At 51.7% G+C, this 18,588-nt stretch carries 19 protein-coding genes; 6 read left to right on the top strand and 13 right to left on the bottom strand.

All coding sequences use genetic code 11. The features are described from left to right. Positions 1-45: 45 nt before the first annotated feature. The 3 genes from BM258_RS22375 to BM258_RS22365 form a co-directional block, all read right to left on the bottom strand. Complete coding sequence (locus BM258_RS22375; RefSeq protein WP_090075470.1) at positions 46-1,359, bottom strand: TRAP transporter large permease; 1,314 nt, start codon at positions 1,357-1,359, stop codon at positions 46-48. After that, positions 1,346-1,894: a TRAP transporter small permease subunit gene (locus BM258_RS22370; protein ID WP_244544812.1), complete on the bottom strand. Its 549-nt coding sequence runs from the start codon at positions 1,892-1,894 to the stop codon at positions 1,346-1,348. Before BM258_RS22370 ends, BM258_RS22375 begins: the two co-directional genes overlap by 14 nt. Positions 1,895-2,003: 109 nt before the next feature. Further along, the gene (locus BM258_RS22365; RefSeq protein ID WP_090075469.1) at positions 2,004-3,044 is read right to left on the bottom strand and encodes a TRAP transporter substrate-binding protein; all 1,041 of its coding nucleotides are present in this window, start codon (positions 3,042-3,044) and stop codon (positions 2,004-2,006) included. 175 nt (positions 3,045-3,219) lie between these two features. Here BM258_RS22365 and BM258_RS22360 point away from each other — a divergent pair, with 175 nt between their 5' ends. Both BM258_RS22360 and BM258_RS22355 read left to right on the top strand, forming a co-directional pair. Then, on the top strand, positions 3,220-3,969 hold the full coding sequence (locus BM258_RS22360) for a GntR family transcriptional regulator (protein ID WP_090075468.1): 750 nt from the start codon (positions 3,220-3,222) through the stop codon (positions 3,967-3,969). Positions 3,970-4,002: 33 nt separating this feature from the next. Beyond that, a complete protein-coding gene (locus BM258_RS22355; RefSeq protein WP_090075467.1) occupies positions 4,003-4,983 on the top strand; it encodes a 2-hydroxyacid dehydrogenase in 981 nt (326 codons plus the stop codon). A gap of 841 nt (positions 4,984-5,824) precedes the next feature. Here BM258_RS22355 and BM258_RS22350 read toward each other — a convergent pair. Further along, complete coding sequence (locus BM258_RS22350) at positions 5,825-6,367, bottom strand: gluconokinase (protein ID WP_210186854.1); 543 nt, start codon at positions 6,365-6,367, stop codon at positions 5,825-5,827. After that, the gene (locus BM258_RS22345) at positions 6,336-7,100 is read right to left on the bottom strand and encodes an SDR family oxidoreductase (RefSeq protein ID WP_090075482.1); all 765 of its coding nucleotides are present in this window, start codon (positions 7,098-7,100) and stop codon (positions 6,336-6,338) included. Before BM258_RS22345 ends, BM258_RS22350 begins: the two co-directional genes overlap by 32 nt. 147 nt (positions 7,101-7,247) lie before the next feature. Here BM258_RS22345 and BM258_RS22340 point away from each other — a divergent pair, with 147 nt between their 5' ends. The 3 genes from BM258_RS22340 (at position 7,248) to BM258_RS22330 (ending at position 11,062) form a co-directional block, all read left to right on the top strand. Then, complete coding sequence (locus BM258_RS22340; RefSeq protein WP_090075466.1) at positions 7,248-8,279, top strand: L-idonate 5-dehydrogenase; 1,032 nt, start codon at positions 7,248-7,250, stop codon at positions 8,277-8,279. 114 nt (positions 8,280-8,393) lie between these two features. Continuing rightward, positions 8,394-9,821 (top strand): NADP-dependent phosphogluconate dehydrogenase, encoded by a 1,428-nt coding sequence (gene gndA, locus BM258_RS22335; RefSeq protein ID WP_090075465.1) that lies wholly within the window; start codon positions 8,394-8,396, stop codon positions 9,819-9,821. Between the two features lie 191 nt (positions 9,822-10,012). Continuing rightward, entirely contained in the window at positions 10,013-11,062 is a 1,050-nt protein-coding gene (locus tag BM258_RS22330; protein ID WP_210186853.1) for a LacI family DNA-binding transcriptional regulator, read from the top strand. Positions 11,063-11,120: 58 nt separating this feature from the next. Here BM258_RS22330 and BM258_RS22325 read toward each other — a convergent pair whose 3' ends face one another. From BM258_RS22325 to nac, 8 genes are all read right to left on the bottom strand, one after another. Beyond that, a complete protein-coding gene (locus BM258_RS22325; protein WP_090075464.1) occupies positions 11,121-11,888 on the bottom strand; it encodes a LamB/YcsF family protein in 768 nt (255 codons plus the stop codon). A 63-nt stretch (positions 11,889-11,951) separates the two neighbouring features. Then, entirely contained in the window at positions 11,952-12,380 is a 429-nt protein-coding gene (locus BM258_RS22320; protein ID WP_090075463.1) for a hypothetical protein, read from the bottom strand. Beyond that, positions 12,377-13,378, bottom strand: coding sequence for a 5-oxoprolinase subunit C family protein (locus BM258_RS22315; protein ID WP_090075462.1), 1,002 nt, complete (start codon positions 13,376-13,378; stop codon positions 12,377-12,379). Before BM258_RS22315 ends, BM258_RS22320 begins: the two co-directional genes overlap by 4 nt. Continuing rightward, complete coding sequence (gene pxpB / locus BM258_RS22310; protein ID WP_090075461.1) at positions 13,375-14,061, bottom strand: 5-oxoprolinase subunit PxpB; 687 nt, start codon at positions 14,059-14,061, stop codon at positions 13,375-13,377. The genes BM258_RS22315 and pxpB overlap by 4 nt, the downstream gene beginning before the upstream one ends. Continuing rightward, positions 14,058-15,401, bottom strand: a complete 1,344-nt coding sequence (gene accC, locus BM258_RS22305) for an acetyl-CoA carboxylase biotin carboxylase subunit (protein ID WP_090075460.1) — start codon at positions 15,399-15,401, stop codon at positions 14,058-14,060. Before accC ends, pxpB begins: the two co-directional genes overlap by 4 nt. Beyond that, on the bottom strand, positions 15,401-15,853 hold the full coding sequence (locus BM258_RS22300; protein ID WP_090075459.1) for an acetyl-CoA carboxylase biotin carboxyl carrier protein: 453 nt from the start codon (positions 15,851-15,853) through the stop codon (positions 15,401-15,403). The genes accC and BM258_RS22300 overlap by 1 nt, the downstream gene beginning before the upstream one ends. Positions 15,854-15,889: 36 nt before the next feature. After that, positions 15,890-16,564, bottom strand: a complete 675-nt coding sequence (locus BM258_RS22295; protein WP_090075458.1) for a 4-carboxy-4-hydroxy-2-oxoadipate aldolase/oxaloacetate decarboxylase — start codon at positions 16,562-16,564, stop codon at positions 15,890-15,892. Between the two features lie 105 nt (positions 16,565-16,669). Beyond that, entirely contained in the window at positions 16,670-17,608 is a 939-nt protein-coding gene (gene nac, locus BM258_RS22290) for a nitrogen assimilation transcriptional regulator NAC (RefSeq protein ID WP_090075457.1), read from the bottom strand. 223 nt (positions 17,609-17,831) lie between these two features. Here nac and BM258_RS22285 point away from each other — a divergent pair, with 223 nt between their 5' ends. Further along, positions 17,832-18,578, top strand: coding sequence for an SDR family oxidoreductase (locus tag BM258_RS22285; RefSeq protein ID WP_090075456.1), 747 nt, complete (start codon positions 17,832-17,834; stop codon positions 18,576-18,578). The last annotated feature ends 10 nt before the right edge of the window (positions 18,579-18,588 follow it).

Below are 18,588 nucleotides of genomic sequence, written 5' to 3'. Positions count from 1 at the left end.
GATAAGATCGCTCTTGATCTTGAAGAGCGATCTATTCCAATTGCTTTAGTTCATCAGCACCCCTGGCAGCCAAAGCGCGATATTGGGGAACAGGATCAGCATGGTGATTGCAAAGATCTGTAAGAGGATGAACGGCCACACGGAGTTGTAGATATGCATCAGGGAGATATCCGGCGGAGCAACCGACTTCAGGTAAAAGCCTGCAGGCCCAAAGGGCGGTGACAGGAAGGCGACCTGCATGTTCATGCAGAACAGAACACCAAACCAAACCGGATCAAAACCAAGCTGCGTAATGATTGGCACGAAGATTGGCATGGTCAGCAAGAGAATGCCGATCCAGTCCATGATCGTACCAAGCACAAGAAACAGCAGCATCATCATGATGATGGTCATCAGAGGGGGCAGGTTGGCGTCCAGAATGAGATCGGACATGAAGTCGCGACCGCCAGACAGGTTGTAGACGCTCACAAGAACGCTCACACCGAACGTTACCCAGAGAAGAACCCCACATGCGCGCAAGGTTTGAACAAGACCATCATTGAGCAAGCCGAAGCTCATTTCGCCCCTGATGGTGATCAGGATGAGGGCCCCTGTTACGCCGATAACCGCTGCTTCAGTGATGGATGTGATGCCTCCATAGATGCAGTACATGATCAGAAAAATCAGCAGAATGGGCGGAACCAGTGCCTTCAGCGCCTCTTTCACCGACATTTTTGCCCGATCTTCAGGGCCAACCGGTGGTGCCAGTTTCGGATTTTTCCAGCAGCGGATGAGAATATAGCTCAAATAGAGGCTGCCCATCATCAGTCCGGGGATTGTTGTTGCGATGAAGAGCTTCTGGATGCTCACGCCGCTGACCAGACCATATATGATCAGAACGATGGAGGGCGGGATCATGGTGCCCAGTGAGCCACCTGCCAGAATGGTGCCGATCGCCAGATTGCGATCATATTTGAGGCGAAGCATCTGCGGTAGGGCGATGAGGCCAAGCAGAACGATCTCTCCTCCGATGATGCCGCTCATGGCTGCCAGAATGACCGCGATGAGAAGCGTCACGATCGCAACGCCACCTGTAATTTGACCCGCCAGGCGCTGCAATCCCGAATACATGTCTCTGGCGAGCGTGCTGTGTTCAAGCAGAGAGGCCATCAGGATGAACATCGGTACGGCCGCGAAGGAATAATCCGACGCCATGCCGTAAACCTGCTTCAATGGCAGACCCAACGCTCCCGGACCAAACTGGAAATAGATGAGGGCGGTTGCCAGGGCTCCTGCTGCGAAGCCAAGCGGGACGGCGCAGATCATCAGGCCAACCAATCCCAGAACAAGGATCAGTGATACGATTTCAGGCGTCAGCATTCTTGCCTCCTGCTGTTATGGCGGCTTTGAATGCGGCTAGTTTCAAGATGAAATTGCGGGTTGCATACAAGGCCATCACCGCACCACAAACCACGATAAATGGCTTGATGGTTGCCGGAATGGGCGCGTTAAAGGCTGTTCCGTACCGTTCCCAAGTGGTCAATGCTTCCCATGCTTCATCAAAGCCATAGATGCTCAATGCGGCACAAAAGATGATGATGGAGACAAATTGCACGATGTCGAAGAACAGGCGCAGTTTCGGTCCTGCCAGATCATAGGCAATCGTGATGCGCAAATGGCGGTCATGCTTCATGGAGTAGATGCCCGCATAGACATACCCAATGGCGCAGACATAGAGCGAAAGCTCGTTGGCCCACACAGTTGGAGCCATGAACACATAACGTGCAATGACTTCATAGGTGGTCGCAATCACGACAAACGCAAAGAGCCAGGCCGGAGCTGTTTCCAGCGTCAGTCTGGTATGTCGCTTGTGCTCTTCATCGCTATCGGTGATGTTTGGAATTTTGGTAGACAAGGAATCCTCCCGGGCATCCGGAAAGCCGAGTGGCTAACCAGTGGTGACAATCGGAGAGATCCCGGCGATCTTTGAGAACCGCCGGGATCGTTGCGAATGCAGGGAGATATCAGGTCAGAAGACCAAGGTTCGTCATGAAGCTGATATGGCTATCATAAATCTTTTTGCAGAGTTCGCTGCGTTTTGACCAATCTTTCCAGACTTCCTGAGCTGTTTCGCGGAATTTCATGCGATCTTCCTTGCTCCAGTTGGATGCCTTGATGCCTTTGGCTTCGAGTTCCGTTACGATCTTGTGATCTTCCGTATCGATCTCTTGATAGAGCTTGGAGGCAATCGCGGTCTGAACGACCTGCATGACCTCTTTGAGATCATCAGGAAGAGCATTCCATTTCTTCAGATTGATGGCGACATGGTCGGCAGGCATGGAATGGAAGCCAGGATAGGTGAAGTTGGTGGCAACGTCATAGACACCGAGATTCTTGTTGAGCGTAACGGTGCCAGCGTCACATCCATCGACCACGCCTGTGGTCATAGCCGTGAAGACCTCGCCAAATGGCATGACAACCGGAGCCGCGCCGAGTTTGGCAAAAATCTCTGACTCCATCCCCGGAGGCGAGCGGAATTTCCAATCCTTGAGGGATGCGATCCCATCCAGCGGCTTGGTGGAGCTGAGTGATTCAACACCAGGGCAGAAAAGGCCGATGAGATACATGCCGTGATCGGCATAGATCTCATCGACGACTTCTCGCCCGCCGCCATAATTCAGCCATGCATGCAGCTGCATCGGGTTTTCATATCCCCCCATGACGTCGCCAATGAACTGAAATGCAGGCTCCTTGCCAGTCTGATAGCTGGCTCCGGTCATGTCAATGTCAAGAATACCCGAAGACGCCGCACCAAATGTTTCGAAGTCCTTTACGATGGCTGAAGAAAAGTGCAAATCGATTTTAAGGCGTCCTTCGGACAAGGTTTCGCAAAGCTCTGCCCAGTCTCCATACATCTTGCCTTGTGGGGAGCTTTCGCTCATGTGTGTTTGTGCGCGAAAACGATATTTTTTGTCGCCTGCATTGGCATTGCTGCTCAGGCCTACGAGCGTGGACGCAGCTGCTACCCCTCCAACAAGCTTGAATGCATCTCTCCGTGAAACCATTTTCTCCTCCTTGGTTCTTCGACAATAAAGCAAGAATTTTGCCTCATTTTTGCATTGATATTTTGTGATATATCACATAATATTGTGGCGTACCAGAGGAAAATATTGCTATTGATGAAGGCGCAGCCAATTTTCACATAACACAGGCAAGCTGCGAAAACGGAGGCGGGTCAGCATGACGGAATCCATGGGAATTTCAGGTAGACAGGTATCGACAGAGCAATCGACACAGGGGCGAAATCTAAGCGACATTGCTTATGATCGGATAGAAGAGGTCATTGTTCATCTGAAAATCCGTCCCGGAGAATTTACGACGGTTTCCGCTTTGCAACAGGATATTGAGTTGGGCCGAACCCCTGTTCTGGATGCTGTTCGCCGTCTGGCCGATGACACTTTGGTACTCGTTCAATCAAGGCGCGGATTGCAAGTTGCTCCAATACAGCTTGATCGGGAACGTCGTCTTCTAAAATTGCGAGCTGATGTTGAAAAACACGCGGTCAGATTGGCCGCGGAGCGAGCAAATTCGACGCACCGAAGCCGTATGTTCCAACTAGTGCAAGCACTGAAAAACGAATTGGATGGTCGCAACATTCATGCATTCAACGAGCTTGACCGCATGCTGGACATGCTCGTGCTGGATGCAGCAGACGAGCCTTTGATTTTGCGGACGCTCCGTCCTCTGCACAGTATTTTTCGACGCACAGGTTACATCTATCTTGCGCATCTGGATTCTGACGGTGAGGCATTTGTCAGCTCAATTGAACGCCACGCAGTGATGCTTGACGCGATCGCAAGGGGGCATCAGGAAGACGCGGTTGGCCATTTAACAGATTTGATCAATCTTGCAGAAGGTATGTTTGACACTATGGCTCGAAAGATCGATCCAACCTTGCTGGATATTAACATCCAGCCGCTTTCCCTTTAATCGATTTGTCAGTTCTTGAGTGAGGATTTCATTATGGCAAAACTGAGCATCGTATTCCACGGGCGCAATGCATCGACTTTTCACGATGGGTTTGAGGATCTTCTGGATAACAAGCATTCCATCACAATTCTTCCCGATGTTTTGTCTGATGCTGAAATGCAGTCTTCATATGAGGATGCCGACGTCATAATCGGAACGGCAAACAGCGCTGAATTGCCGTTCCCAAAAAAGCTTCGGCTATTTCAGGTTGCTGGTGCGGGATCTGATGGGGTTGATCCCTCTTGCCTGCCAAAAGGAGCGACGGTTTGCAATTGCTACGGTCATGACCAGCCGATATCGGAATATGTCATGGCAACAATCCTGAATACGCGCATTCCCATCATTGATGCCAATGCGCGTTTGCGTCAGGGTGACTGGGCCTATCAATCCGGACGAAGCTTGCACGGCGAAATTTCCGGGTCTGTCATCGGCTTGGTTGGGTATGGCCATATCTCGCAAACCATTGCCAAATGCGCCAAGGTATTCGGGATGAAAATCTATGTGTGCAATAGAAGCCCCGTTCCCTGCGGAGATCTGGTTGATCATTATTTTCCAATTGATGACTTACTGGGCTTTTTGTCTGATGTGGATTTTGTCGTTTCTGCTTTACCGCTTACAGATCAAACTTCCGGGTTGCTCAATAAGGAAGCCTTTGAAGCTATGAAGTCTACGGCCTTCTTTTGTAATGTGGGCAGAGGTCCCGTTGTCGATGAGAAGGCGCTCTACGAAGCCCTAAAGAGAGGAAAAATCGCCAATGCCGCGATTGATACCTGGTATGTCTATCCTTCTGCCGACAACGACAGCCCTCAACCATCCCGATATGCTTTCAACGAACTGACAAATCTGGTGATGACACCTCACATGTCTGGCTGGACGCAAGGGACGATCGACCGCCGACGTCAAGCGATGGCGGAAAATATCAACCGTCTGGCAACAGGTGCACAGTTGGAAAATGTCGTGAATGAGGGAGGCTAGGCGTAAATCAAAGGCGCTTGATCTAATCCTCACATATAAGAATCTCATTGCTATAGAGTGTTTATCGGCCCGCTTTTAACCACGGGCCGTTATACCGAGAGTTCTATGGTTGAAATTCTCGTTTGTCTCATAGCATTTGAAGATGGACAGTCCTTGGACTCATTGGTAGCCTTGACTACTGTGTAGGCTGGGCTGGTGATCATGTCGTGGGCCTTGAGAATGCGGGAATCCGAGGCTTTCGAGACGAAATATCGCACTGAATCGGTGAACATCACTGCCAATTCTCGAGGCGACAGTTCCGGCTCGTCAACTGCTAGTTGGATGACCTTGCTCTGGATAACGCTAGGGATCCGGTGCCAAATCTTTTCTTCTCCAGAATGCAGAATATTGCTTGCGGGGCGCACGCTTGATGTCTGTAACTATCTTCTCAGATGAGCTGCGCTCTTTGTCTGATATCTGTCTCATGCCCACTCCTATGGGGTTTCGATGAGACAAAATCTCTCTTGGCAAATCATTCTATTTGGACTCATAGGCGTTGATGGGAACATACAGACGCTACTGCACAGAATGACGTCGAGCAGTTTGTCACCTCTTATGCGCAAATCCTTTCCGTGGTTTTCGAACGTCTATTGGAAGAAAAAATCTTGTCTGGTTATCGAGCTATTTCGTGAGCCGAGAAGGGTCGGACGAAGAAACGGTACGCCACTATGTGGAGTGCCAAGGTCAGCAGTTTTCAGGATAACACCGAAGAGAATTGTCAGCAGACGCGATAGCGGGGGCAAGCCTTAAGGCCCCGGCTTTAGCCGGGGCGATCTATTTTCTCGTCTAGTTAAAATGGTGCCTAAGAGCGAGTTGTCAAGTAGGTCTCAATTTGAGATACGATGTTTGCAATGCTTTGATCGATTGAAACGACAATGGCGTTTTCATCGCTCTGGGGCTGTTCCAAGATGGCCAACTGGCTCTCGAGGAGACTTGGTGGCATGTAATGATCCTTGCGGGCAGACAAGCGTTCAAACAACAACTCCTTGCTGCCATGCAAGTGAACGTAGAGCACCGGACGATCAATGTGCTCTGACAAATAGCGACGATAGCTGCGTTTTAAAGCAGAGCAGCCGCAAACGCTGCTACCTGTGTCCGTTGATTTTTCATTGATCGCCTTGGAGAGAATTTCAAACCAGGGCCATCGATCCTCGTCCTGCAAGGCAACGCTCTTCGACATTTTGTCGACATTGGCCTTTGGATGATAGTCGTCCGCATCCAGGAATGGCAAACCATGTTTCTCTGCCAGCGCTTCGCCGACCGATGACTTGCCGCATCCACATACGCCCATGACGATGATCACCGGCAGAGAACTAGACTGAGACTGTGATGCCGCCGTCAACATAGAGAATATGTCCGTTTACGAAGGAAGAGCCCTCAGAGCTCAGGAAAATGCAGGCGCCAACCAGCTCGGAAACATCACCCCAGCGGCCAGCCGGTGTGCGGTTGCTCAGCCAGTTGGTGAAGTCCTCATCGGCGACAAGAGCTGACGTGAGTTCGGTTTTAAAATAGCCAGGAGCCAAGCCGTTGATCTGCAAGCCGTGACGCGCCCAGTCTGTAGCCATACCCTTAGTCAGGTTGGCGACTGCGCCTTTTGAGCCGGTGTAAGGGGCAATGGATGGGCGTGCCAATGCGGTTTGTACCGAGCAGATATTGATAATTTTGCCCTTGCCGCGCTTGATCATGTGCTGGGCAACTGCCTTGCTGACGTAAAAGACAGAATTGACATTCAGTTTCATCAGGAAATCGAATTTGTCGGCAGGGAATTCTTCCAGCGGCGCGCGGTATTGCATGCCAGCGTTATTGACCAGAATATCAATGGAACCGGCTTCCTTTTCGAAGGCGTCGATCTTGCTGGCAACGGTCTCCGGGTTTGTCACGTCAAAAGGCAGTTTGTGGACGGTAGCTCCGATGAAGGCGAGCTTGCTGGCTGCATTTTCCACCCGGTCAGGATCGATATCGTTGATGATTACTTCTGCTCCGGCTTCAGCCAATCCCTTTGCCAATTCAAAACCAATGCCTTGACCGGATCCGGTAACAAGGGCGCGTTTGCCTTTTAGTCCAAAAAGACTGTCAATTTTCACGGCCGTTTCCTTTCCTCGTTTGAAACTTCAAGAATTATCTTGACGAATTAAGTGTTATCGATAACATTCTTCAGCAAAAGGGTGATGTCAAGTCTAAAGTGATGTGATCTAGGTGAATTCTTGAAACGTGGGAGAACGGAAATGAAGTCGATTGTTTGTCATGGGCCACTAGATCTTCGGGTCGAGGAAACCGAGCTGCCGAGCTTAGGAGCGGGAGATGTCCTGATCGATGTTGAGGCTGGCGGGATCTGTGGCTCTGATTTGCATTATTATCACGACGGCGGTTTTGGAGCGGTCAAAATCCAGCATCCAATGGTGTTGGGGCATGAGGTGTCTGGTCGCATCCTGGAAGTGGGTGAGGGCGTATCCAATGTGGCAGTTGGCGATCTGGTTGCGGTTAACCCAAGCGTGCCTTGCGGTGAATGCGAATATTGCAAGAAGGCTATGTATAACCACTGCCTCGACATGCGTTTTTATGGTAGTGCCATGCGCGTGCCTCATGTGCATGGAGCCTTCAGTCAAAAACTGGTTGCTAAGGGCAGTCAGTGCTTTGCGTTTGCTTCTGGAACCAAGGCATCATCCGCAGCGTTTTCAGAGCCATTCTCCGTTGCATTACATGCGGTTGGAAGATTGGGGCCTCTCATCGGAAAGCGTGTCTTGGTAACGGGGGCAGGCCCGATTGGGGCACTTGTTGTAGTTGCCTCAAAGCTTCACGGAGCGCTAGAAGTTGTTGCTACCGACATCGTTGATGAGGCTCTAGAACGTGTCGTTGAGCTTGGCGCAGATAAGGTTGTCAATGTCGGGCGCGGCGGAAATCCTCTGGCTGCTTATGGGGAGAATAAGGGTTACTTTGACGCCGTGGTCGAGTGCTCGGGTAGCCAGATGGCAATCCTCTCTGCGCTGGATGTTGTACGCCCTAAAGGGCGTATCGTGCAGCTTGCGCTTGGCGGCGACATCACTATTCCACAAAACGCAATCGTCACCAAAGAAGTCGAATTGTGCGGCTCATTCCGATTTTTTGAGGACTTCGCTTGGGCTGTCGAATTGATTGGATCCGGCCGTGTTGACCTATCTCCATTGCTTACACGGTCCTTCCCCCTGGAAGATGTTGCGGAAGCATTCGAGCTTGCTTCTGATCGCAAGAAAGCGATGAAGGTGCAGCTTCAGTTCTAGCGCCTGGGTGGCATAAAAATCGCTTATGCCACCAAATATTTTCACAATATTATGGTATCGATAACATTCAAAAACGCTAATCTGTCTTAAAGGGCAGCAATATGGAGAAGTTCCATGGAACAACGGAAAATTGGCATCATAGGGTTGGGCGTTATGGGGCAGAACCTGGCGTTGAATATCGCGGAAAAGGGGTTTGGGGTTACGGTCTTCGATCCTTGGGAAGAGGCCCGTGCGGCTTTCGGCACTTCACTGAAGAAAGAAGCTGAAGCCGAGCTGTCGTCGCGGATTATGGTCGCAGATTCTCTGGACACCTTTTTGAGCGCTCTACCTTCCCCAAGAGTGATTTTGTTGATGGTCAAAGCGGGTGAGCCGGTTGACGAACTGATCGGGAAGTTGAAGTCGACTTTAGTCAGTGGAGACGTTGTCGTAGACGGGGGCAACTCCCACTATGAAGATACGATCCGCAGGCAGGAAGAGCTCCAGAAAATGGGAGCGCTCTATATCGGTCTTGGAGTGTCGGGCGGCTACGAAGGGGCGCGCCATGGCCCGTCTATGATGGCTGGTGGCGACCCCGCGGCTTATGCCCTCATGAAGCCGGTTTTTGAAAGTATTGCAGCCAGCTATGACGGGGTCCCCTGTTGCGCGCATGTGGGATTGGGCGGTGCCGGGCATTTTGTCAAAATGGTGCACAATGGTATCGAATATGCCATCATGCAAATTGTGGCAGAGGCCTATATGGTGATGCGCGATGTATATCATTTGGATACCACATGGTGCAGCAGAGTCTTTGCCGATTGGAATGAAGGCCCGTTTGGCTCTTACCTGATGGAAATCGCCAGTACGGTTTTGAGCCAGCCAGATGATTTGAATAAGAGCGGCAGTCTGGTTGAAGCAATTCTGGATGTTGCCGAGCAAAAGGGCACAGGGCGTTGGAGCGTTGAGGCTGCGCTCAAATATGGAATGCCGTCAACAACGATCAGTGAAGCGGTCTTTGCACGGACCATGGCCTCTCAAAAAAATCAGCGCGTCAAGGCGTCAAAAATCCTGCCTGGACCCGATAGCAAAACGGCAGTTGTAGACAGCATGTCTCTCAAGGCCTTGCGTGATGCCGTCTTTGCTTCTGTTATTGTGGCCTATGCCCAAGGGTTTGCCCTGATACGGGAAGCGACAGAACAGGAAGAATGGGGCGTTCGGTTGTCCGAAGTTGCCAAGGTCTGGCGCAGTGGTTGCATTGTGCGATCCAAGTTGCTTGATACGATTGTTACGACCTTCGACGCCGAGCCGGATCTGATTAACCTGCTTCTTTCCGATTTCTTTGTTGGGCTGCTCGCAGACTATCAGGAAGACTGGCGCAAAAACGCTCGGCTCTGCGCTGAACATGCCGTAGCCACTCCGGTCATGTCCGCTGCGTTGACCTATTATGACGGCTATCGCACAGAACGCTCATCTGCCAACCTGCTGCAGGGGTTGCGCGATTGTTTTGGTGCTCACACCTATCGCCGAACTGACTGTGACGGGATATTCCATACAGAATGGAAATAGTCTTCGTCTTGCTCGGAAAGTTGCAAACTGTAATATAAAGAAAGGTGACACGGCGCGGCCTTCACCGAGGCGGCGCCATGCTATTTCGCGCAGCTACCCTAAAATTACTTGATTAGAAACTGTCCTGAAGAATATTGATATCTCCAAACGACCAATTGAAACGCGACCTCATGAAAAGAACGAGCACCTGAATGAAGCAACTCACCCCGATTTCAAAAGTGACGATGCGGGATGTGGCCGCTGCTGCCGGTTGCTCCACCATGACTGTGTCACGTGCTTTGCAAAAAGATGGCCGTGTCAGCGAGAAAACGCGTAAAAAGATTCTCAAGGCTGTTAAGGAGCTTGGCTATGTGCCGGACATGACTGCGGGGAGTTTGTCTTCGCAGCGATCTGGTTTCATTGCCCTTCTGCTTCCCTCCCTGAATAACCAGCATTTGGCAGAAATGGTTCATGCCTTGACTGACGAGTTGGGTAAGGAAGATCTGCAGTTGCTGATAGGGCATACGGACTATCTTTCCAGCAAGGAAGAGACCCTGATTGAAATGATGATGAGACGCCGTCCCGAGGCTCTCGTCATCTGCTATGACGGGCATACAGATCAAGCGATGGAGCTCCTCAAGACGGTGGCTGTTCCGGTGATCGAGTTGTGGGAAGATCCTGAAAATCCCATCCAGCACACCGTAGGCTTTTCGAATTTCAAAGCTGCCTACGACATGACTGAAGCGCTTGTGCAAAGAGGCTACAGGAAGATTGGCTTTCTGGGCGAGGCCATGGATGCTGGAACCCGTGCGGGAGCCCGTCGAAGAGGCTTTCAGGCGGCGATGAAAAAGGCCGGGCTGGATGACAATCGAGTTGTTCAACATGATATCATGCCAATCAGTATGGACGGCGCCAAGCGGGCCACGGAAGTTTTGCTGGAACAGTATCCTGAGATTGATTGTATTTTTTGTGTTTCAGACCCAGCAGCTTTTGGCGCGCTCAGCCTGCTGCAAGAAAGGGGCATCGCTGTACCCGACGATATAGGCCTTTGCGGCTTTGGCAATTTTGAGATTTCTCGCTTCACGCACCCCCCCATTAGTACGGTCGGGGTTGATGCTGCCATGGTTGGTAAAAAGACTGCCGAGCTTATCTTGCGCCTACGCAATGGCAATGATGCAGAGCAGGGAACGCAAGACCTGTCGGAGCATCTTCGTCTAAGGCCGGAATTGATGTTCCGCCGCTCGCTTAAGAATTCTGCTTGAAGCTCTCTTTTGGAGACCCGTGCGGTTGCTATTAAGCGCCCGCACGAGAGGATTAAGGTCAGGCCAGCATTTCAGACAGCGGCGTGAGTTCATGGCCTTCGTGAGCGATGAGATTGCGGATATTTCGCGCCAGTGTGACGGATCCGGGGGTGTCGCCATGAACAAGAATGGTATGGATGGGCGTTGAGAGCTTTTTGCCATTGATACTGGTAATGGAGCCATCGTTGAGAAACTGCCTTACGCGCTCCGTGACCGCTTCAGGTTCCTTGATCACCGCACCAGGCAAGCCCCGTTTGACGAGTATCCCATTGTCGTCATAGGCGCGGTCCGCGAGAAACACATTGGCTGTTTTGAAGCCTTTCTTTTCTGCGACTTTGGAGAATTCGGTATTCGCTAGGCAAAGAAGGATAAGATTTTTATCGAAGGAATAGACGGCATTGACTAGCATTTCAGCCAGTTCCTTGTCTACGAACGCCATATTGCCAAGAGCACCATGAAAATTCATGTGCGTCATCTTGTGGCCTGCAGCGGTGGCGATGCCATAGAGTGCGCCCAACTGATAAATGACATGCTTCTCCAGCTCAGCAAGGTCCATATGCATCGGGTGACGACCAAAGCCCAACCGATCCGGAAAGCCCACATGAGCACCGATATCGGCTTTATTTGCCTTTGCGGCCCGGACCGTCTGATCCATGATAACAGCATCGCCAGCGTGGTAACCACAAGCGATGTTGGCTGAGGTGACAATCTTGAGCAGAGCCTTGTCATCTCCAAGCTTGTAGGGGCCAAACCCCTCTCCAAGGTCCGAGTTCAAATCGATCTTCATCGGAATATCCTTTATGTTTACGCATTGGGGTGGCTCAAGGGCCTGTGTGGCCTGCAAGCCTGCCTATATCTTTTTCGCGATTGATACCAAAGCCGTTCCATAACCGACCCGCATGTTTGGCTCGGCGAGAAGCTGTGAAATTACGCCATTACAGGGAGAAACGAGAGGCGTGAGTAAAGGCCCACTGAGCAAAAAGCCAATGAGGTCGCCCCTGCGCACACTCTGGCCAACCCTGACGCCAGAATTGGGGTGGCAGGGGTGATGCGGTAGGAACTGGGCTGCCAGTGGGGCCACGACTTCCATTAGGTTGTTTACCTCTGCAAACCCTTGTGGTGCATTTCTGCTCGCTTCAGCCTCCCGAGTGAGAACGACTCGAACATGCATACTTCCTTCGTGAAGGCTCAACTCCTGCACATGCGCATCTTTTGCAAGTGCAATTATCTTCTGGACATCATCCTCGGAAACGGCCTTAGCAGAGACAGTTTTTGTCATTTCAACAGGTCCCGGTAGGCTTTTGAGAGCGCACGCACCTTATCGATGAATTTGTTCATTTCCCTATAGGCCGCGAGAGCTTCCTCATAGGAAGTCTTTTGGAAGCAGATCTGATTGCCGATACGAGTTTGAGCAAGGCGCCACATATCCGCATCAATGACGGTCCCGATTTTGGGATACCCACCAGAAGTTTGGGAATCTGCTGTCTGAATGATCGGCGCTCCTCCGGGAGGAACCTGAATGACGCCTGGCACGATGCCGTGCGAGCGCATTTCCAGTTTGTCGGTCATCGCGAGGTTGGGGCCTGCCAATCTGTAGCCAGCTCTGCTGCTTTGCGGTGTGATTTGCCACGGTGCCGTAACAAGCGCGTCCAGAGATGCCTTGTCAAAATAGTCATGCTCGGCGGCGGGAAGATAGCGCAGCATTGTTATTGCGTCATTTGTGCCTACAGAGGCATGCGAAGGTTGTGGCAGGGCAAGGGCCGGAGAGATGGCCCCGAACCCACCCGGAGCAATTGGCGGGAAGGGGTCTGCTTCAGGCAAAGACTTGATAACGTCACCATTTTGCAGCATGCGTCCGTCGAGGCCGCCAAAGGCGCAGCGCAGGTAAGTGCTGCGAGACCCGAGCACCTCTGGAACGTCAATGCCGCCAGCCAGATGGACATATGCGAAGGAGCCGGAATTTAGTTTGCTCAGCGAAAGGGTTTGCCCCTTTTCCGCATGAAACGCCCAATTGGGGTTGATTTGTTTGCCGTCCAGCTCAATGGCGCAATCTGCGCCGGTAACGGCGATGTTGACACTCGAGAGGATCTCGAACTTGATCGGAAAAAGGGTTACTTCGATCGCCGCAGCTGTTTTGGCATTACCCAGAAGCGCATTCCCCATTTGCAAGGCAAGACGATCCATTGCGCCGCCAATACTGACACCATGGCGGTAGTTTTCATCGCGCCCGAGATCCTGAATGGTCGACAATCCAATGGTATAGGAAATTTTGATCATGGGATGATCCTTTCAACTCTGAAACGGACGGTGTCACCGGGGGATAGAAGGGTAGGGTTTTCCTTGTGAGGGAAGAAAAATTCCACATCTGTGTGCCCCAGAGTATGCCAGCCACTGGCACCGGGAGATGCGGATACAGCGGTTTGCATGCCACCTATAGAAACGGAACCGGCAGGAATGCTCAGCACGGGCACTTCGCGCCTGGGAACCCAGATGCGTTCGTCTGTGATGCCCAGATAACCCAGTCCCGGATGGGCGCCCAGTGCAAAAACTGAATAGTCGCGGTTTGCATGCACGGCTACTAGCTCATCGACGGACATATTGGTCAACTTGGCCGCGTCATGAAGATGCGGTCCAAGCTCTCCGCCATAGATGACGGGGATCTCGATGAGCTTACCTTCGATTTTCCAATCCGTGGCTTTTTCCCAGGCTGCGATCAGGCGGTTCCGGAGTTCGGAGGGGTCTTCGCATGGGGACCTGAAGGTGAGCATCAGGTTTGTCATGCCCGGAATGGCTTCCTTGATGTTGTCCCAGCCCTGAACTTCGTCGGCCAGTGCCCAAATGCGCTTTTGAGTGGGGAGCTCGAAGGCCCCTGGCGCCTCAAACAGCATAGCGGTGGTGCCCAGGAGGCTGATGTTGGCTTGGTCTTTCAACTTGCTGAAAGCAGAGAAGCGTGTGTTCATGTTTCAATTGACCTGTTCTGGATAAAGTGAATGTCCACAGCGCCTCTTTGAACCGCAGGATCTTTCACCAGAGCCAAAAGAAGCGGAAGATTGGTTTTCACGCCTTCAATCGTGATCTCGCCAAGGGCCATTTCCATCCGGGCAAGAGCCTGGTCTCGGTCAGCCCCATAGGTGATGACTTTTGCGATGAGGGAATCGTAATAGGGAGGCACGGTGTGGCCGGTGTGAATATGGGTATCTATGCGCAGCCAGTTGTAATCCGGGATTTGCCATAGATAAATCGTCCCCGGACAGGGCGCAAATGTTTCCGGATCCTCGGCGTTCAAGCGGCACTCGATGGCATGCCCTTGCACTGGATCCTTTTTCTGTTTGAGCCGCAGGGTCTCGCCTTGCGCCACACGGATTTGCTCCTTAACTAGGTCAAGGCCCGAGGTTAGCTCGGTGACGGGATGCTCGACCTGAAGGCGCGTGTTCATTTCAACAAAGAAAAAGCCGCCATCCTCATAAAGAAATTCGAATGTTCCAACGCCTCTGTAGCCGATGCGCTCGCAGGCCGCGACGCACAGATTACCTATCTCAGCGATCTGGCTGCGGGCGATATCCACCGCGGGCGATTCTTCGATCACCTTCTGGTTCCTGCGCTGCAAGGAACAGTCCCTGTCGCCGACCCAGAAGGCGTTGCCATGGCTATCGCACAACACCTGAATCTCCACATGCCTTGGCTTTTGCAGGTAGCGCTCCATGTACAGGGCCGGATTGCCAAACGCGCTACGTGCTTCTTCTCGGGTCACCGTAATCGCTGCGTCCAGAGCGTTTGGATCGGCCACAACGCGCATGCCTCGTCCTCCGCCTCCGGACACGGCCTTGACCATGACCGGATAACCAATTTCTGCAGCCATGGAGCGAATTTGGCCCGGATCTTCCGGCAATCTGCCCTCAGAACCCGGAATGCACGGGATACCGGCTTCGATCATGGATTGCTTTGCCTTGATCTTGTCACCCATCGTGCTGATGGCGCGCGGTGAGGGGCCGATGAAAACAAATCCCGCCTCTTCCACTTGTCGTGCAAAGTCCGCGCTTTCCGATAGAAAACCGTATCCCGGATGGATGGCATCTGCTTTGCAGCTCTCTGCAGCGAAGAGCAACGCAGGGATATTCAGATAGCTTTTCGCGGCCGAGGCCGGGCCAATGCAAATTGCTTCATCCGCCATCTTTACATAGTCCGCGTCAGCATCTGCAGTGGAGTGCACAACAGCGGCGGAAATTCCCATCGATTGACAGGCCTTGATGATGCGAACCGCGATTTCACCTCTGTTTGCAATGAGTATGCGCTTGAACATCATTCCGGCCTCAGAGCGAAAAGAGGTTGATTTGCAACGATATCGGCTTCGTCTTGAACAAGAATCTGGGTGATCGTGCCGTCATGAGGGGCGACTATTGGATGGAGCAGTTTCATCGACTCAACCATGCCAAGCGTATCGCCTTTAGAGACATGAGCTGAAAGCTCAACAAAGGCAGGCTGGCCAGGAGAGGCCGTTGCATGAAAAAGGCCATACAAGGGAGACTGAATGACTATATCGGAGTCCGAATGCGCATGGAGGGGAAAGCGTTCGGAATCCGGGTCATGTTGAAGGTCGGCTGAAGCCGATTTTGATGAGCTTTCGACAGGTGCATTTGCCGTTCGGTCCATGGTGATTTTCAGGCGGAAATCATCCTGGTTTACCTCTAGCTCGGCGACACGCGGGTCTGACGCCAAATCAATCAGACGTTTCAGTCGATCCAGATTAATCATCAGTCTTCTTTCTTGTATGGCCCTTTTCGGGGAGGATTAGTTTTCGAACTCGCAGCCTTTGCCGAGCGCTCTCTTATCCATTCCCACTGCCTCTAGAAGATCTGCACCCTCTTTGAGGTCTTTCATCAACTTGGCTTCGGTGTCATCTCTTTCGCGCGATTCCTTTGCCACCCACTTAGCATCTTCCGGACGCACAACAACGAGCCCGTCGTCGTCACCAACGATGATGTCACCTGGGTTGATGATTTCACCGCCGAACGATACCGGACGGTTTACATAGCCGAGGGTTTCCTTGACGGTGCCTTTGATGCACAGTCCTGGGCTGAAAACAGAAAAGCCGTTGTTGTTGAGCGCTGGCCCGTCGCGCACACCGCTGTCCGTTACGAGGCCTGCGATACCGCGAGCCTGACACCATGTTCCCAGCACCTCGCCGAAGCAGCCTTGTTCACTGGAGCCGTCGGTTGCGAACACCAACACATCCCCTGGTTTCGCGATGCTGATCGCTAGCTGAAGCATCATGTTGTCGCCGGGGTGGGATTTAATGGTGATAGCCGGACCGCAAACAGTCATGCCATTGTAGATCGGTTTGATCTTTGAGGATAAAGCACCCTTACGCCCCTGAGCTTCATGCAAAGTTGCGGGAGTGAACTGAGAAATTGCCTCAATGTCTGCGGCATCAGGGCGTTTGATATTCTTAATCACATGGACCATTTGGACGTCCTTTCCTTTTAGAAATCTTGCGGAAAGGGTAGGTCCAAACATCACCTCACGACCAACATTAATAGAAAATGGGGTGATCAATTCGACTTATAGAAGCTATTGGGGAGGGCGTACTCCCGGCCATTGATTGGAGGCAATCAACTCGCGGACCAGTTTGAACAAGATGTCGTGAACGGCCATGGCGGGCTCGGATAGGGGAATGGAATCCGACACGCAGATCGAAATAGAAGCCTCGATTTTTGGCTCTTTGAGCGGCAACAGGATCAGTTGCTTGAAGTCAGACATGCGACTGGCGGCTGACCAGGGCAGGATGGTTGACCCCATGCCTTCGGAAATCGCCATGCCGAGCGTTTCCATGGATTCGATTTCGGCAACAATATTGGGCGTTACTTGCACCTTCTCGAAGGCGTTATCAACGAGTGCGCGTAACAGATGGATCTTACTTGGCAGCAAGAGAGGGATATTCTCAATTGACTTGAACGAGATCTCCGTTGCACCGTCTTTGGCATTCAGGAGTGAACGACGTGAAATCAGGAACAGCTCTTCCACGGCCACCTGCTGAAAATTGACGCCCCGCATCATGCCCGGATCGTAGATGAGGGCAAGATCCATGCGCCCATTCATGACCAATTCACTGAATATGCTGCCAAAGTTATCATTGATGTGCAGTGTAATCTCGGGATACTTGCGCTTCACTTCTTTGAGCAGCGACAAAGAAAGCGTTGATGTCGTGCTGTAGGGAGCCAGACCGACAGAAACACTACCAGAAATAATCTTGGCCGCAGCGCAGACGTCTGCGCTCATGAAATCCATCTGCTTCAAGATGATTTGCGCATGCCGGTAAAGGGCATTTCCGGCTTCGGTTGGCGTCACCCCATGCCGACTGCGGATAACAAGCTGTTGTTTGAAATGCGCTTCAAGGCCGATCAAATGCTGACTGAGTGCGGGCTGAGCAATGTTCAGAGCATCGGCCGCGCGGGTCAGGCTGCCTTTGTCAATAATCTTGATGAAATAGCTCAACCTTTTGGTGTCCATGGAATACCTTTCTGTCGGTGAATGCAACTTACAATAAAGAGAAGCTTATACGGACCAGCGCAGGGCTTGAAGTTAGTCAAACTGTCGAATTGCAGCAAGCATACACGGCTTGTTTGGAAATGAAATATATCCGAATCTTTTATAGGTAGAATGAAATATTCTTTTTCACATGATGCCGTCCGAACTACGATCTCAAAAAACACTAGTTTTATACGAGGTCATAATGGCATTTTCAGATTACAAGGTCGCATTGGTTACCGGAGCTTCGGGTGGTATCGGAGGGGCTATTGCCGAGCGTTTTGCAAAAGAAGGTTTGACAGTTCATGCCGTCGGCCGCAACAAAGAGAAGCTCGATGAACTAGCTGACCGCTGCGGCTGTGTTGCTCACGCAATTGATATTGCAGATACCCAAGCATATCGTGACCTTATTGCATCTCTGGATGTTGATGTCATGGTCAATAACGCTGGTATCGACCACAGTGGGACCATTCACACCCTCAGTGCTGATCAGATTGACGCCCAGGTTGATATCAACTTCAGAGCCGTGCTTCATGGCATTGCCGCTGCACTTCCGGGCATGATCGAACGAGACCGTGGCCATATCATCAATACCACATCTATTGCGGCAGCATATTCATTTCCAAGCAACACGATTTATCACGCCACCAAAGCCGGTGTGCGCGCTTTGACGAATAATCTTCGACACGATGTCTATGGAAAACGTATCCGTGTAACGGAGCTTTGCCCTGCACGTGTTGCAACAGAAATCTTCGGTAAGGTACATGGCAATCCTGAGCAGACCCAGAAGGACTTTGTTGATGGATATGAGATTTTGCAGCCGGAGGACATCTCGGATGCAGTAGCAAATGCCGTTGATGCGCCATCCCATGTGAACGTCAGCTATATCGAAGTGTTTTCGACTTTTCAGGTTGAAGGAGGCCTGAGATTCGAACGTTACACCGCCAAGTGACGCGGGTTGA

The sequence above is a fragment of the Cohaesibacter marisflavi genome, assembly GCF_900115225.1.
Taxonomy (GTDB): Bacteria; Pseudomonadota; Alphaproteobacteria; order Rhizobiales; family Cohaesibacteraceae; genus Cohaesibacter; species Cohaesibacter marisflavi.
The sequence above is the reverse complement of the archived record's forward strand: the minus strand, read 5'-3'. Positions and strand labels throughout refer to the sequence as shown.